Source organism: Petrocella sp. FN5 (assembly GCF_029210395.1).
Taxonomy (GTDB): Bacteria; Bacillota; Clostridia; order Lachnospirales; family Vallitaleaceae; genus Petrocella.
Genome location: NZ_JARGDP010000010.1, coordinates 1 through 16,628, shown reverse-complemented (window position 1 = coordinate 16,628; position 16,628 = coordinate 1). Strand labels below are relative to the sequence as shown.

14 protein-coding genes are annotated in these 16,628 nt (G+C 38.2%); 9 read left to right on the top strand and 5 right to left on the bottom strand.

Translation table 11 applies throughout. The annotated features are described in order from the left end of the window. Window positions 1-145: 145 nt before the first annotated feature. The 7 genes from sufC to P0N36_RS04525 all read left to right on the top strand — a co-directional run bounded on the left by sufC (window position 146) and on the right by P0N36_RS04525 (window position 8,108). A complete protein-coding gene (gene sufC, locus P0N36_RS04555) occupies window positions 146-889 on the top strand; it encodes a Fe-S cluster assembly ATPase SufC (protein WP_275841652.1) in 744 nt (247 codons plus the stop codon). A 9-nt stretch (window positions 890-898) separates the two neighbouring features. Continuing rightward, window positions 899-2,305 carry a Fe-S cluster assembly protein SufB gene (gene sufB, locus P0N36_RS04550; RefSeq protein ID WP_275841651.1) on the top strand — a complete coding sequence of 469 codons (1,407 nt, stop codon included), beginning with the start codon at window positions 899-901 and terminating at the stop codon, window positions 2,303-2,305. An 8-nt stretch (window positions 2,306-2,313) separates the two neighbouring features. After that, complete coding sequence (sufD, locus tag P0N36_RS04545; RefSeq protein ID WP_275841650.1) at window positions 2,314-3,468, top strand: Fe-S cluster assembly protein SufD; 1,155 nt, start codon at window positions 2,314-2,316, stop codon at window positions 3,466-3,468. 9 nt (window positions 3,469-3,477) lie between these two features. Then, on the top strand, window positions 3,478-4,707 hold the full coding sequence (locus tag P0N36_RS04540; protein ID WP_330683951.1) for a cysteine desulfurase: 1,230 nt from the start codon (window positions 3,478-3,480) through the stop codon (window positions 4,705-4,707). Next, window positions 4,697-5,140, top strand: coding sequence for a Fe-S cluster assembly sulfur transfer protein SufU (gene sufU / locus P0N36_RS04535; RefSeq protein WP_275841649.1), 444 nt, complete (start codon window positions 4,697-4,699; stop codon window positions 5,138-5,140). The genes P0N36_RS04540 and sufU overlap by 11 nt, the downstream gene beginning before the upstream one ends. Before the next feature lie 95 nt (window positions 5,141-5,235). Continuing rightward, complete coding sequence (locus P0N36_RS04530) at window positions 5,236-7,833, top strand: heavy metal translocating P-type ATPase (RefSeq protein ID WP_275841648.1); 2,598 nt, start codon at window positions 5,236-5,238, stop codon at window positions 7,831-7,833. Between the two features lie 11 nt (window positions 7,834-7,844). Further along, window positions 7,845-8,108: a metal-sensing transcriptional repressor gene (locus tag P0N36_RS04525; protein ID WP_275841647.1), complete on the top strand. Its 264-nt coding sequence runs from the start codon at window positions 7,845-7,847 to the stop codon at window positions 8,106-8,108. Window positions 8,109-8,682: 574 nt separating this feature from the next. Here P0N36_RS04525 and P0N36_RS04520 read toward each other — a convergent pair. After that, window positions 8,683-9,084, bottom strand: a complete 402-nt coding sequence (locus P0N36_RS04520; RefSeq protein WP_275841646.1) for a hypothetical protein — start codon at window positions 9,082-9,084, stop codon at window positions 8,683-8,685. 251 nt (window positions 9,085-9,335) lie between these two features. Here P0N36_RS04520 and P0N36_RS04515 point away from each other — a divergent pair, with 251 nt between their 5' ends. Then, window positions 9,336-10,328, top strand: coding sequence for an aldolase catalytic domain-containing protein (locus P0N36_RS04515; RefSeq protein ID WP_275841645.1), 993 nt, complete (start codon window positions 9,336-9,338; stop codon window positions 10,326-10,328). Between the two features lie 497 nt (window positions 10,329-10,825). Here the strand turns inward: P0N36_RS04515 and P0N36_RS04510 are convergent, their stop codons facing one another. From P0N36_RS04510 to P0N36_RS04500, 3 genes are all read right to left on the bottom strand, one after another. Next, window positions 10,826-12,430, bottom strand: a complete 1,605-nt coding sequence (locus tag P0N36_RS04510; RefSeq protein ID WP_275841644.1) for a peptide chain release factor 3 — start codon at window positions 12,428-12,430, stop codon at window positions 10,826-10,828. 94 nt (window positions 12,431-12,524) lie between these two features. Then, on the bottom strand, window positions 12,525-13,772 hold the full coding sequence (locus P0N36_RS04505) for an EAL and HDOD domain-containing protein (protein WP_275841643.1): 1,248 nt from the start codon (window positions 13,770-13,772) through the stop codon (window positions 12,525-12,527). Between the two features lie 273 nt (window positions 13,773-14,045). Beyond that, entirely contained in the window at window positions 14,046-14,519 is a 474-nt protein-coding gene (locus P0N36_RS04500; RefSeq protein ID WP_275841642.1) for a chemotaxis protein CheX, read from the bottom strand. A gap of 176 nt (window positions 14,520-14,695) precedes the next feature. Here P0N36_RS04500 and P0N36_RS04495 point away from each other — a divergent pair, with 176 nt between their 5' ends. Then, window positions 14,696-15,532 (top strand): HDOD domain-containing protein, encoded by an 837-nt coding sequence (locus P0N36_RS04495; RefSeq protein ID WP_275841697.1) that lies wholly within the window; start codon window positions 14,696-14,698, stop codon window positions 15,530-15,532. Window positions 15,533-15,718: 186 nt separating this feature from the next. On the opposite strand, the gene P0N36_RS04490 is transcribed toward P0N36_RS04495, so the two are convergent. Continuing rightward, a complete protein-coding gene (locus tag P0N36_RS04490; RefSeq protein WP_275841641.1) occupies window positions 15,719-16,438 on the bottom strand; it encodes a helix-turn-helix domain-containing protein in 720 nt (239 codons plus the stop codon). Window positions 16,439-16,628: the final 190 nt, after the last annotated feature.

Here is a 16,628-nt window from a genome sequence, read left to right as displayed (position 1 = left end):
CGATTGTAGAAAAGGTCCTATAAAAACAGTATAGCTTAAGGGTTCGAACTTGTAAATTGTTTGTGCATTATAACCCGTGCAAAACCGTTGTTATAGTGCTATAATATGTAAATAATAATCATTATCAAATAAAGGAGAAACGACTATGTCAAAATTATTACTTAAGATAGAAGGGCTAAGAGCCCAAATTGATAACAAGGAAATCATAAAAGGTGTGGACTTGAAAGTGCATGCAGGAGAAATTCATATTATTATGGGACCCAACGGTGCCGGTAAATCCACTCTTGCCTACACACTTATGGGGCACCCAAATTACAAGGTGCTCGGTGGACAGGCCTTCTTAGAAGGGGAAAATTTACTGGAAATGAAGGTGGATGAGCGGGCTAAAAAAGGCCTCTTTTTAAGCTTTCAGTATCCGGAAGTCATTCCCGGCATTACAGTGGAAAACTTTCTAAGAACAGCTAAGAATGCCGTTGAATCAAGAAAACTATCGATTGTCGCTTTTAGTAAGTTATTAAAAGAAAAGATGGCCACCCTTGGGATTGATGAAAGTTATGCTAAACGATATCTGAACCAAGGTTTTTCGGGTGGTGAGAAAAAGAAAAATGAAATACTCCAGATGAAGGTTCTAAACCCCAAAGTGGCCATATTAGATGAGACGGACTCAGGTCTGGATGTGGATGCCATTAGAGTGGTGGCAGAAGGTGTCAATCAGTTTGCTAATAAAGACAATGCAATGATTATCATCACCCACTATAAGAAGCTGCTGGATTATATTAAACCGGATTATGTTCATATTCTAAAAGACGGTCAGATTATCCAGACCGGTGACATAGGTCTTGCAGCCACCATCGATGAAGAAGGCTTTGCTGGGGTTAATACCAACTAGGAGGTAAAAATGGAAAGAAAGAGAACCGTAATTGAAGATGTTGATCGAGGCGTCTATGACATAAAAAATGCAGATATAGCTGCTTATAAATCTGAAGCAGGGCTTACTGAAGCGATTATCCGGGATATATCCAGGGAAAAAAAAGAACCGAAATGGATGACAGACTTTAGGCTAAAATCCCTTGAGATCTTTAACAGTAAGCCGGTACCCACATGGGGTGCCGATCTTAGTGAACTGAATATGGATGACATCGTCACATATGTTAGGCCCAAATCAGATATGAAAGCATCTTGGGATGATGTGCCGGAAGATATTAAGAACACTTTTGATCGATTGGGTATACCCAAAGCGGAACGTGAATCACTGGCTGGGGTAGGGGCTCAATATGACTCGGAAGTGGTTTATCATAGTATACAAGACAACTTATTAAAGCAAGGTGTCATTTATACAGATATGGAAACGGCAGTTAGAGAACATGAGGACATCGTTAAAGCTTATTTTATGAAGTTGGTTAGACCACAAGATCATAAATTTGCGGCCCTACATGGTGCGGTATGGTCCGGTGGATCTTTTGTATACGTACCGGAAGGCGTTGAAGTGAAGTTTCCTCTTCAGTCCTATTTTAGATTGAATGCACCGGGAGCCGGTCAGTTTGAGCATACTTTAATCATAGTTGAAAAAGGCGCCAGCTTACACTTTATTGAAGGTTGTTCAGCGCCTAAGTATGATGTTGTGAATCTACATGCCGGTTGTGTTGAGTTAAATGTTAAAGAAGGGGCCAAACTGCGTTATTCGACTATAGAAAATTGGTCTAGAAATATGTATAATCTAAATACCAAAAGATCGATTGTAGATAAAGACGGTATTATGGAATGGATTTCAGGATCTTTTGGTTCAAGGGTTTCTATGCTCTATCCAATGAGTATCTTAAGAGGTGAAAGAGCTAGGTGTGAATTTACAGGCATAACGTTTGCAGGACAAGGTCAATACCTAGACACCGGTTCAAAGGTTATACATGCAGCACCCTATACAACCTCAAACATCAATTCTAAATCCATATCAAAAGATGGGGGACATGCTTTTTATAGAGGTCTTATGCGGGTGACACCAGGTGCTCATCACTGTAAATCTTCGGTCTCATGCGAGTCTTTAATGTTAGACAATTTATCGGTTTCAGATACTTTGCCTATCATTGAGCTTGCCAACGATGACATCGATATCGGCCATGAAGCCAAAATAGGGCGTATCAGTGATGAGGCCATCTTCTATCTTATGTCCCGTGGTATTAGTGAAGTGGAGGCCAAGGCTATGATCGTAAGAGGCTTTGTTGAACCCATAACCAAAGAGCTACCACTGGAATATGCAGTAGAGTTGAATCAACTGATCAATCTTGAATTTGAAGGCAGTATCGGATAGGAGGCATTATGTATAATAAAACATTATTAGATAAAATCATCATTCAAAGCAAAATAAAGGAACCAGGTCAAGAGAGTAGAAGAAGAAGCTTTGAAAGATATGAAAAAGAAATATATCCAATTTGGCAAAGGCTGAAAATCAAAAAAACAACTTTGCCGGACTATCAAAAATACAACAATCAAAAAACCCTGATGTACCGACAAGAAGGACTTCATGTGGTCCCTATACATAGTCAAGAAGTACTTTTCCCCAGTGAATTGTTAGAGAAATCTTATGGACCAAGTATCAAGCATAGAACCTTGACTGAGGCTTTTAGTAATACAGGCACTTATATAAGTGTAGATGAAAGCATAGAAATAACTGAACCTATTATCATTCAAATGTCCTTAGATCAGAATAACCCACTGCTCTTAGACCATCATGTGATTCACGCCATGAAAGACAGTCATGTAGTGGTTGTGCTGGATTACCGGGATGAAAATGTGGATGGTTTTCATAACGGCGTGTTGAACATCATTGCCGAGGAAGGCGCCGATATTCAAGTTATAAAATTACAGAATTTCTCTAAAAGAAGTACTCATATCTTTAGTGGTTTAGCACTTGTTAAGAGAGACGGGAAAGTTACCTTTAATAGTATTGACCTAGGAAGCACGCTTGCTGTAACTGATTTTTCCACCTATCTTCAAGAAGATAACAGTGAAGGCATTGTAGAGAGTATTTATTTAGGTGACGGTAAAATCAAAATGGATTTAAGCTACAATATGTATCATGAAGGTAGACGCTCAGAAAGTAATATACTGGTCAAAGGTGCTTTACTTCATGAAGCCCATAAGGTATTTAGAGGCAATCTATTTTTTAATAAAGGTGCTAAAAGAGCCAGTGGTTCCGAGCAAGAATATGTTATTTTATTAAACGATACCGTTAAGTCGGATTCTATCCCGGCGCTTATGTGTCAAGAGGATGATGTTCAAGGTGAACATGCAGCCAGCGCCGGCCAAGTGGATGAGAACAAACTGTTCTATTTGATGAGTCGTGGATTAACAGAAAAAGAAGCGAAGCAACTGATGATCATGGCATCTTTTGCACCTGTAATTGATCAAATACCCATTGAAGGACTTCAAGAGATGCTGGAAAAAGAAATCAGCACAAGACTGTCATCTTAAGGAGGATTGATGATGATTGCTACTAAAGCGTGGGTGGAAGCTCAGTTTCCCTTAATTAAACATCAGGGGTCTTTGGTTTATCTAGACAGTGCGGCTACATCCCAGAAACCGGACCAAGTCATTAACCGTATATCCAAATACAACAGGCAAGAACACGCCAATATTCACAGAGGCGTCTATGATCTCAGTCAAAAAGCAACGATGGCCTATGACCAGGTTAGGCAGCAAGTCAAATACCTAATATCGGCACGAAGAGATGAAGAAATCATCTTCACAAAGAGCACAACAGAGAGCATAAATCTAATCTCTTATAGCTATGGTACGCCTATGTTATCAGAGGGCGATGAAGTCGTCTTATCTATAGCAGAACACCATAGTAACATCTTGCCTTGGCAACAACTGGTGAAAAGTAAAAATGCTGTATTGAAATATTTGCCGGTGGACATCGAAGGCAAAATCATGGAGAGCGGGATTCATACAGTCATTACAGAAAAAACAAAGATTGTATCGGTAACGATGATATCTAATGCCTTTGGCACTCTTCAGCCCATTGCTTCGATTATTAAACGGGCTCATGAAGTGGGTGCCGTTGTGGTTTTAGACGCTGCTCAGAGTGTACCCCATAAAAAGGTGGATGTGAAAGCCTTAGACGCAGATTTTCTTGTTTTTTCATCTCATAAGATGTTTGGTCCTACAGGCGTAGGGGTTTTGTATGGTAGATATGAATTATTAGAAAAAATGATACCCTATCAAACAGGTGGGGATATGATTGAATATGTAGAGGAACAAACATCCACCTTTGCACCTATACCTCAGTGTTTTGAAGCAGGTACACCCAATATTGAAGGTGTCATTGGTTTTGGTGAAGCCATTCGTTTTATTGAACAGATTGGCTATGATTTTATATATGAAGAAGAGATGAGACTGACAAAATACGCTTATGATCAACTCAGTTGTTTAAATTATATTCAGATTTATGGACCCCTTAATATTGAGGACAGAGGGCCGGTGATATCCTTTAACGTGGAGGGGGTTCATCCCCATGATGTGACCACCATCTTAAATCAAGATCATATAGCTATTCGAGCTGGACATCATTGTGCTCAACTTTTGATGAAACGCATAGGTCTTTCCAGTACCTGTCGTGTGAGCTTTGCGGTTTACAATACAAAAGAAGACATCAATCGGCTTATAGAAAGTTTGAAAAAAGTAAGGAAGTGGTTAGGTTATGAATCTTAGTGATATATATACAGAATTTATCATGGAACACAATCAAAGTAAACATAACAAGGGCATATTAGAAGATGCCGACCAATTTGCAAGAGGACATAACCCAAATTGCGGGGATGATTTGACGGTGTATATTAAAGTGGAAGGAGATAAACTAACAGATATTCGATACGAAGGCGTTGGCTGTGCGATTTCGGAAGCTTCTGCCTCAATTATGATTGACTTAATCAAAGGGCGAGCGATAGATGAGGCACGTTCGAAGATTCTGACTTTCTTGGGCATGATCAAAGATGAAGTAGATGAAGATGAAGCCCTTGAAGTTCTAGAAGATGCTTCAATTTTAGGAAATATTAAAAATATGCCGGCAAGGGTAAAATGTGCAGTCTTGGCTTGGCATGCCCTTGACGAAGCTTTACTTAAGCATCACATTCCTCCCATGTGATAGACAGTTGACAGAAGGGGTAGATACGAGTATAATCATAAGAAAGACCCCCCCCTAGGAAGGGGTGGCTGTGATTTTGTAAGGAGGATCGAATAATGAATGAAAAAAAGTTTGATATTAACGGTATGACATGTACAGCATGTGCTTTGACCATAGAAAAACAACTTGGGAAAATGGAAGGTGTACAGTCTGTAGCCGTGAATTATGCAACAGAGCAGATGCAAGTGACTTATGATGACCAACAACTGGATACTAAAGCCATCCAGGATGCGGTTGTTAAGGTGGGTTATGAGGCGGTAGATGCTGAAAAGGTAGAACATAAGGATGAAAAGGATGCATCTTCCAAAGCTGAAAAACATCTAAAATATATGGAACGACGCTTGGTAATTTCAATGATTTTCACATTGCCGGTATTCTACTTGGCTATGGGTCCTATGGTAGGACTGGCTGTACCTTCCTTTTTGACGGGAGAGAAGAACATATTGATGATGGCTTTTACTCAGATGCTTCTGACGATACCAGTCATGTTGGTTGGTGAGGAATTTTATCGAGTTGGTTTTAAGACGTTAGTTAAAAGAGCACCTAATATGGATTCATTAATAGCGGTTGGAACGAGCGCCGGTTTCATTTATGGTGTTTTTGCTATTTACAGATTAATCTATGGTTATGCCTACGGTGACATGGACCTAGTACATCACTATGGTCATGAGTTATATTTTGAATCGGTAGCGGTTATTATTGCATTGATTACTTTAGGTAAGTATCTGGAGTCTAGAGCTAAAAGTAAGACGAGTGCTGCGATTAAAGAACTTATGGCACTAACACCGGATGAAGCCATTGTGTTAGTAGATGGAATAGAAAAAACAGTACCGACCACCCAAGTGAAGGTGAATGATTTGTTAGTCATTCGTCCGGGATCAAAGATTCCGGTGGATGGTATTGTTACAGAAGGACATTCGACAGTGGATGAGTCGATGCTAACAGGTGAGAGTCTGCCGATTGAAAAAGGAAAAGAGGATAAGGTTATTGCAGGTACTATGAATCAAACCGGTAGCCTTATTTTTAAAGCAACAGCGGTTGGAGATGATACAGCTTTAGCCAAAATCATTCAGATGGTAGAAGACGCTCAGGGTACGAAAGCGCCGATAGCAAAATTAGCGGATCAAATCAGTGGCTTCTTTGTACCGGTGGTGATTGTCATTAGTTTAGTGAGTTTCGCCATATGGTTACTTCTTGGCTATGAGTTTGAGTTTGCCTTTAGAATTGGTATATCGGTATTGGTTATTTCCTGTCCTTGTGCCCTAGGACTGGCAACACCAACTGCCATCATGGTGGGTACAGGAAGAGGTGCCAAATATGGAACCTTGATAAAAAGTGGTGAAGCCCTTGAACTCATGCATAAGGTTCAGACGGTTGTTTTTGATAAAACAGGTACCTTAACCAATGGTAAGATAGAAGTGGCAGATCTTAACGCACTTGATGATGAGACAAGCTTATTGACACTAGCGGCTTCGGTAGAAAAGCATTCCGAACATCCACTTAGTCAAGCCATACTCAAATACGCAGAGTCCAAAGGTGTAAGTCTTAAAAAAGTAAGGAATTTTGAAGCGGTTATGGGTCACGGTGTCACAGGAACTGTTGAGGACGTCCAAGTGGTTATCGGAAATGAGAAGTTGATGAAGGATAATCATATTGATTTTGTAGGTCATGAAGGTCTGATCAATCAATATGCGAAAAGCGGTAAAACTCCAATACTGATTGCTTACCATGGAAAACTACAAGGGGTATTTGGTTTGGCAGATACCATTAAGCCAGATGCCATTAGAGCGGTTAAACAGCTGCAGGCTATGAACATCGAAGTGGTTATGTTGACCGGTGATCACCAAGTCACAGCTGAAGCTATTGGTCAACAGCTGGGTGTGGACAAGATTTATGCCCAAGTATTACCGGGTGAAAAGTCAGACATCGTCAATAGCCTAAAATCAGATGAAAAAAGGGTTATGATGGTTGGCGACGGTATCAATGACGCCGTTGCTCTAGTAAGTGCCGATGTTGGTTTAGCTATAGGTAGCGGTACGGATGTGGCCATTGAGTCTGCCGATGTGGTCTTAATGAAGAACGAAATCATGGATGTGGTAACAGCCATTCAATTAAGTAAGGCCACGATTAGGAATATTAAGCAAAATCTATTTTGGGCTTTCATCTATAATATTATAGGTATTCCTATAGCAGCGGGTGTGTTGTATAAAGGATTTGATATACTCCTAGACCCAATGATTGCAGCTGCAGCCATGAGCTTTAGTTCCGTTTCAGTTGTGACGAACGCATTAAGACTAAGAGGGTTCAAACCTAAATTAGTAGAGGATTCATTTGTGAATCAGAAGGATGTTCAGATGATACATCAAAATGAGAATCAAAAAAAAGATAACATACAATCAGAAGTAACAGTAGTGGCACAAAACAAGGAGGATCAAGAGATGAATGAAAAAATATTAACAGTAGAAGGTATGACATGTATGCACTGTGTAGGTCGCGTAGATAAAGCGCTAAGCGGTATTGAAGGCGTTAAAGAAGTGCAAGTGGATCTTGAAGCGAAACGTGCCGTGGTTAAAACCATTCAAGATATTAGTAATGCAACATTTGAACAAGCGGTTGAGACAGCAGGCTATGAAGTAACAGAAGTTAAAGGATAGAGGTGCGTGCTTTGAATGAGGAACAAACAAAAGCCCTTAATCTATTGAAGACTGCAAAAGGTCAGATAGCAGGTGTTATTAATATGTTAGAAGAAGATCGTTACTGCGTGGAGATATCAACACAGATATTGGCGGTACAAGGTCTTATGAAAAAAGCCAATCTATTAATACTAGAGCAACATATGAACCATTGTGTTAAAGAGGCTTTTGAATCCGGTTCCGGTGATGAAAAAGTCAAAGAAATCATGAAGCTTCTTGAAACGTATACGAAGTAACAGATATTTGTAAATAGGTTTTATAAAATGGGTCCCATGAAAACCCTTCCACAGTCTGTATGACTACGGCCTCCGGTTGGTGCGTCCTGCACCAAAAGTCGGCGGACAGCTTCCTGCTGTCTTGCTTAAGTCACACAGCCAGTTCCAGGAACTTCATGGTCGATGTTGGTAAAATATGGGATTATAAGCTGCTAGAGCACGTCATATAGAAAAGAATTAACCTATTAAATAACACATGTTCGAAACCGAATGAGGAAAGAAAAAGCGTTGATTAATCACAGTTCTACATGGATGTAGAACGTCCTTCATTTTTACATGGATGTAAAAAAGAAGGATGATTAAGCAGCGCTTTTTCTTGACGAAATGACGATCTATTACCGAGTGGATGTGATACATAGCTTTTCCGATGACCGTACGAAGTGTAAGGCGAGGAAAAGCTGTGTGTTATATCTACGATTATTACCGATAGTTACAATCAATCGATTTCTAAACAAAAAGGAACTCAGTTGCGATTTGCTTGTAATTTTAAGCTAGCCCTTTTTGTATTATTGTTCATGAAAATCCCCGATACTAACTATGAACAAATGGAAGCATCAATCCCTTTACCATGATCAATAGCATACTTCAACTCATCAGCAGTAGGTACATAATTGTTAGCGACCAGTCGGCCATCAATGGCAACAATAGGTGCCAACTTACTAAGAATAAATCGAATATTGGATGCTGTTATAATTAATTGTTCTCCGGATTGTATATAGACGGCTTGAAGCTTATCTGCAACTTGCTCCATGTTATGCTCTTCCAGATCAAAACGCGTAATATCAGCGAGAGCCCCATAGACTTCTTCAAAAGCTGTAATCGTCGATGTAATTGTATGGGATATGGGTTCGCAACCACTGTTACATGCGCTACATCCGGAATTTAAGGTTGCTGTATCTTGTCCTTTAACGGTGAAGATTTCTATATTTTTTTTCATAAATACCTCATTTCAACATAAAAAATTGAGTGACATGGACAGCTATATTATATTATAATAGCATATATCATTCAAGGGATAGGCTGAAAAAGTAAGTCATCCTTTCTATTCAGTATCCAAAATTATAGAAGAATTGATGTATAATAAATGATTAAACAGGTAATGCATAAAAAAAAGATTGACGAATCACTTTAACAATGTTACACTTTAAAGCAATAACGTGAAAAGTCAAAAAACGAAAGAAGGAATGGATGATGTTAGAAGAAATTAATAAGGTTGGTAGTTTACTTTCCTATAGAGAAGATATCAAGGTCATGGATTGTACCGTTCGCGATGGCGGACTAATGAATGATTTTAGATTTGATGAAGAATTTGTGAAGAATGTTTATAAAGCTTGTGTTAAATCGGGTGTGGATTATATGGAGTTTGGTTATAAGTCTTCAACAGAGTATTTTAATGAAGATGATTTTGGCCCTTGGAAATTCAGTAAGGAAGCAGATCTTAGAAGAATTGTAGGGGACAATAATACAGAGCTTAAAATATCTGTGATGGCAGACGTGGGTCGAACCAACTATAAGGAAGATATCTTACCAAAATCAGAGAGTGTCATCGATATAATTCGTACAGCGTGCTATATTCATCAAATTCCTTCAGCGATTGAGATGGTAAATGATTTTCATCTGAAAGGGTATGAAACCAGTATTAATGTTATGGCTGTTTCTCATGTTAATGAACGAGAACTGGATGAAGCACTTCATCTATTGGGACAATCGAATGTGGATATCATATATTTGGTGGATAGTTTTGGTCATTATTATCCTGAAGAGATTCGTTTACTGGCTAAAAAATATTTGGATGTGGGAAAGCAATACAACAAGAAGATCGGTATTCATGCCCATAATAATCAACAGCTAGCATTTGCTAATACGATAGAAGCCTTAACCCTTGGTATTAGCTACTTAGATGCGACTGTATCCAGTTTAGGACGAGGTGCCGGTAATTGTCCGATTGAATTGTTATTAGGCTTTCTAAAGAATCCTAAGTACAGTTTGAGACCGATGTTGAATGTAATTGAGAATGATGTAGCAAAAATCAAAGAGCAAGGGATTATATGGGGGTATGATGTTCCTTATATGATTACCGGTCAGATGAATATGCATCCAAGATCAGCCATGAAGATCGTAGGAACACCGGCGTGGGGTGAATTTACTAAGTTTTATGATGAGATTATGGATGAGGATTAAATGAGTTAATTAGTTTTCTAAAGGGGTCCTATGAAAACCCATCCGTGGATTAGCTACAACGGCCTCTTGTTCCTACATCCATGTAGGAAAAGTCGGCGGTCTGCATCCATGCAGACTTGCTTATGTAGCTAACGCCACTCCTGGAACTTCATAGTCGATGTTGGCTTACTTAGGTATTACTGGTTATATTAACACATCATATGGAGTATGTGAATTTAAGCTTATTGAAATGACACATTTTCGAAACCGAATGAGGAAAGAAAAAGCGCTGATTAATCACAGTTCTACAGGGATGTAGAACGTCCTTCCTTTTTACATGGATGTAAAAAAGAAGGATGATTAAGCAGTGCTTTTTATTGACGAAATGACGACTTATTACCGAGTAGATGTGATACACAGCTTTTCCGCTGACCGTACGAAGTGTAAGGCAAGGAAAAGCTGTGTGTTACATCTACGATTATGACCTAACATTACACTCAGTCGATAATACCTGTGATTTACAAAGTCACTAGTGACGTTTCTCTTAGTACCAAACCTTTATTTCTCTCTTGAATCATTCTAATAGACCATTCATTTTGGAAGAAGATGACGGGTCGGTCATCTTTATCATGTCCTACTAAAGAATCCATAGTCAGATTCAACTTGTTCATATCAAAATCATCATTGACCCAACGAATAAAACGATAAGGCATACGCTGGGTATTGATTTCTACACCATACTCATGGGTAAGACGATATTCTAACACTTCAAATTGAAGCACCCCAACAACACCAACAATTAATTCCTCAGTCCCAGCAAAAGGCCTGCGATAAACCTGAATCGTACCCTCTTGAGCCAATTGATTTAAGCCCTTTAAGAATTGTTTTCTTTTCATGGCATTAATGGTTGAGATCTTCATAAAGAACTCCGGCGCAAATTGGGGAATACCTTCATATTCAAGGGCAACATTGTCGAAGGTTAGCGTATCGCCAATGTTGTAAATACCCGGATCATGTAAACCAATAATATCGCCTGAGTAGGCAGACTCAACAATGACTCTGTCTTGTGCCATAAACTGTTGAGGCTGAGCCAGTTTGACCTTTTTCCCCATATTTACATGATTGACAGTCATACCTTTTTCATATTGACCGGAACATATCCTTAGGAATGCGATACGATCTCGATGGTTTGGGTCCATGTTGGCTTGTATCTTAAAGATAAAACCTGTAAAATTTTTATCTTCAGGATCAATATAGCCCATATTACTCTTTCTGGCCATAGGCGGTGGTGTTATATCAAGAAAACTTTGAAGAAAAGGCTCAACACCAAAATTGGTTAAAGCACTACCAAAATAAACCGGTGTTAACGCCCCGCTTAAGATTTTATGAAGATCAAAATCATCTCCGGCCATATCCAGTAATTCAATATCTTCTAATAGTTTATCATGTAAGTCGGAACCAAGAAGTAGCCTAAAAGCATCATCCGTGACTTCTCCGGTGACGATGTTGGCCATGGATTGACCATGATTACCTTCATTAAAGAGCTCAATACGCTTTTCTAAACGGTTGTAAACACCACGAAAGTCCTTACCGTTACCGATTGGCCAGTCTACGGGGTAAGAGCGTATACCCAAGGCTTCCTCTAAATCATCAATCAAATCAAATGGATCTCGACCTAGTCGGTCCATCTTATTAATAAAAGTAAAAATGGGAATACCGCGCATTTTACAGACTTGAAAAAGCTTTTTTGTTTGCGCCTCAACACCCTTATTACTATCGATAACCATAACAGCACTGTCTGCGGCAATAAGTGTACGATAAGTGTCTTCACTAAAGTCCTGATGTCCAGGTGTATCTAAGATGTTGATGCAATGGTCTTGGTAGTTAAATTGAAGAACGGATGAGGTAACGGATATACCTCTTTGTTTTTCGATTTCCATCCAGTCAGATACAGCATGTTTGTTAGAACGTCTGGATTTTACGGAGCCAGCCTCACGGATAGCACCACCATAAAGTAGGAATTTTTCGGTCAAAGTTGTTTTTCCTGCATCAGGATGGGAGATGATGGCGAAAGTACGCCTTCTTTGAATTTCTTCACTATAATTATATTTTTTACTTGACATGAGATAGCCTTTCTAATAAAAGTTCAATGCCCTTGTGGGCAAATAAGCGACATTCTTACTTCAAGATGTTATAACGTATGAAAGAGATTGTCAATTATTTTATTACAAACTCGTTGTCAATATCATTCATATACAGGAAGAGTCCTTCAGCCCATTTAACAGCATCAACATAGTCAGAGGAAAGTTGGTGGAGATTATATTCTATCATATCAGCATAAGCTTCAAGTCTGGAAAAATCCCCTTGTTCATATGCTAAGCATAATTGATATGGATAGAGATAGAGGTTTTCCTGCCCGAGAAAAGTTTTTTTCACATCCGGCGTTAGAGGAAGATTTTTTACGACTTCTGTCATAGGTTCTTGCAAGAGCACATCGATAACAGAGAGAATGCCCATAAGCGCCAGTTCGTCTTCATGACCTTCCAGTGAAGTGGCATGAAAAGCCATATGTTCTAAAAACTTAGACCGTATCATTGCGGTCTTGACCAACTCACTAGCATGTGACTTACTCAGAACTTGTAGGGATGCTAAGGAGAGCCACTTGCTAAAAGCATTGATTCCTAAAATGGAAAGGGCTTGATGTACAGAGGCTATTTGAGTACCCAGTGAAAAGCTAGAGTTTACAATGCGTAATAGTTTATAAGTTAGAAAAACATCTATTTCAATGATACTGGTGATTTTTTTAAAATCCGGTTCCGGTTCCTGTAGCGCTTCAAAAAGACGAAGAAACTGGGCAGAACTTCCAGTAAGATCTTTGCTTTTTATCATATGAGGTCTCGCAAAAAAATAACCTTGAAAGTAGTCAAAACCTAGCTTCTTGGCCCATTCAAAGTCTTCGTGGGTTTCGACTTTTTCTGCAAGAAGTAACTTACCTTGCTTACTGAATTTGTAGCATATTTTTCGAATATCTTCTCTAGAGTTATTTAAAAAATCTACTTTGATGATTTGAGATAGACTTATGATTTCACGGTATGGATAGTCCAAGACAAAATCATCAATAGCAATGGTATAGCCATCTCGTCTAAGTTTTTCTAACTTTTCTAGGGTGTGTGGTTCCGGTTTGACATCCTCTAATATTTCAATGACCACGTTTTTTGTGGATAAGAGTTGTGGAATGTCCGAATGAATTAAGCGCGCATCAAAATTAATAAAAGCCGTCGACTGTCCAACCAAATGATCAATACCAAAGTGAAAGTAGCTGTTCATGAGAAGTATGGCTGTAGCGATATCAGAGGCAATGCTTGTATTAAAAAAATTCTGGTCACTATCACGGTATAAGAGTTCATACGCAATCACGGCAAGATTCTTATTAAATATGGGCTGACGCGCAACAAAAATATCCAATTTGAGACCTCCTTATAGTAGCTCAATGGTGAGATTCGACTGTATCAAATATACTTTTGGCCATTACATGAGGAATTTAGCCTAAGCAAGTTAGACAAGACAGTCTCATTGTACTATAAATATAATATTTTGCATAGAAAAAAGGATTAAGATATCAAAAGTATATAGTTGAACTTTCCCATTCAATGTATGGTTATGAATGTATCAAGATTCTAAGGTAGCGAACATAAAAAAGACGGCTTCATTTTTGAGAAAATGTAAACCGTCCGAATATTATTCTTTGGATTTGATAGCAATGTTTAATTCTAATGCATGATCGCCTTCGTAAGTCAAAGGAACACAAATGGTTTTTGAATCACTAACCGTAATGGTCATGTCTTTTCCCACTAGAATAGATGGTGGTGTAATATCAATGATAATACCTTGGGTTGAAAAAATGGTTGCGGTGTTGCCAAGAATCATGTTGGCCAACTCGCTAACAGCACTTGCTGCCATATCATTCAGCTCAGGAACGGGCATGCCCATCATCATATGTGAAGCAATATTACAAGCCGTATCATTGGACATACTGAGTATAACTTGTCCTGTGAGTTGTCCTGTTATACCAACTAAGATGACAAACTTATCACCTTCAAAAACTGTTTTTGTAAGATAGGGCTTACCCATCTCTGTATCGATATTGCAAAAATCTTTCATAACCCTTTTAGATGCAGATATGAAAGGATTGATATATTCAACATTTGCCATGGTATATCCTCCTAAATCGAATGTAATTGACCTCATGATTATAACATGAAAATATTGTCATTGACAAACTTTCCTTAAAATAAAACATTAATAGTTTTAAAGATGATAGATTATAGTGTATAATAGTTGTAACCTATATACTAAGGAATGACTTCGAGGTGAAAAAAGTGGCAAAAATGACATTGGAAGAATTAATAGAAAAAGTAGATGATATACCGGCATTTCCTCAGACGGTCATCAACATCATGGCATTGCTAAAGGAACCAAAATCCGCTGCGGTGGATATAGAACGTGAAGTCATGAAAGATCAAGGATTAACAACAAAGATGTTGAAAATGGCTAATTCTGCTTTTTATAGTGGAAGGCGTCAGATAAAGACGGTTGCAGATGCGACTGTTCTTTTAGGTTTCGATACAGTCCAATCTTTGGTATTGGCTTCCACGGTTGGAAAAGTAATGGAAAAAGAACTAAAAGGCTATTCTTATGAACGAAATGCCCTTTGGCGACAATCTCAGATTTCAGCGATTATGGCAAGAGCTATTGCCAAAAAAGCCAAATACCCTAACCCAGATATTGCATATACAGCAGGTTTACTAAAAGATGTTGGAAAAGTTATTCTTGATGAGTTCGTTCATGAATCTTACCAAGAGATCTTAAAGAAGATTAGTAACGAAGTCATGCCCTATGTTGCAGCTGAAGAAGAGATTTTAGGTTTTAATCATGGTCAAGTAGGTGCCCGTATTGTTGAAAAATGGAATCTGGCATCTGAACTTGTGGATGCTATTGAATTTCACCATAAGCCTTTTCAGTCTATGGAGAATATCGAACTGGTATCTATTGTACATATATCCGACGGCTTGGTCATGATGATGGGTATTCATGAAGGAATAGATACCCTAGGCCATGAATTTTTTACGGATGCGGTTAAGATTCTAGACTTGGATGAAGGGGATTTGAATCAAATTATGATGAATGTTGAAAAAATTATTTCAGAAGAGCAAATATTTATATAGAAGGTTAAGGTGTCAAAACTATATAGTTGAACTTTTGCATACAATATATAGTTATGAATGCATCAACGTAATCTATATATTGTATGTAAATTTAGTGAAACTTAGTTTTGACCCTTTAACCATAGAAGTAGCAACACAAAAAAACGCTATACATTTAGGCGTTTTTTTCGTGTTTGAGAAGTTGACTTAAGTGTCAATGGTGGTAGACTTTCGATATAAAGCCGGACTCATTCCTGTATGATTTTTAAAAACATTAGAAAAGTAACCTGGATTACAAAATTCAAGAAGTGTTGCGATATCCGTTACTTTCATTTGTGAAAATTCTAAAAAGTTTTTTGCAACCTCCACTTTTTGCTTTTGTATATAATCAGTAATGGATACGCCAACCTCTTTGTAAAAAAGCTTTGAAAGATAGTCGGGTGATAAATGGGTTAGTTCCGCCAAAGTGGAGACGGTTATCTTAGATGTGGCGTTTTCATATATATGCTTAGCCACCTTAGAGATTGGAAATGGATAATTGAAAATAACAGCATTTTGAATAAGCTTAATACAGGTTTCAAGCATCTCGTATTCAAAGGCGATAAGATCGTCTTTTTTATCCAAACTTTCTATATGTTTTATAAAGACATCGCTTAAGTCGAAGGCATCTTCTGAATTAACACCGGCTTCAATAACAGCACGGGTAAATAATGTGCATGAGCCTATTAGAGAGTTCTTTGTAGAGCGAATGGAATCTCTAGCCAAGCTTGGTTTTTCTAAGGCATTAATTTCTTTGAGGGTGTGTGCGGCACTTGACAAATAACCTTGTCTAATTTCTTTCAATAATTTGCACTCAAGAGCATAGGATGGATGTTTATAATGTATATCAAGATTTTTAAGTTTTTCTTTTATCAAGGAATTTTTCACAACTAAACCTCATTTCACATCGGATTTATGTAAATTATAACAGATTTTTAAAAGAATATAAAGATAATTAATACTATACTAGACAAGTAGATGAAAGCAGATGGCTATTTAACTTGGTAAATCTTTTGTATTTCTCTTTAGAGCAAACGGTTGCCCAACTTTTAAGCGATTTGCATAATACCAGATTTTA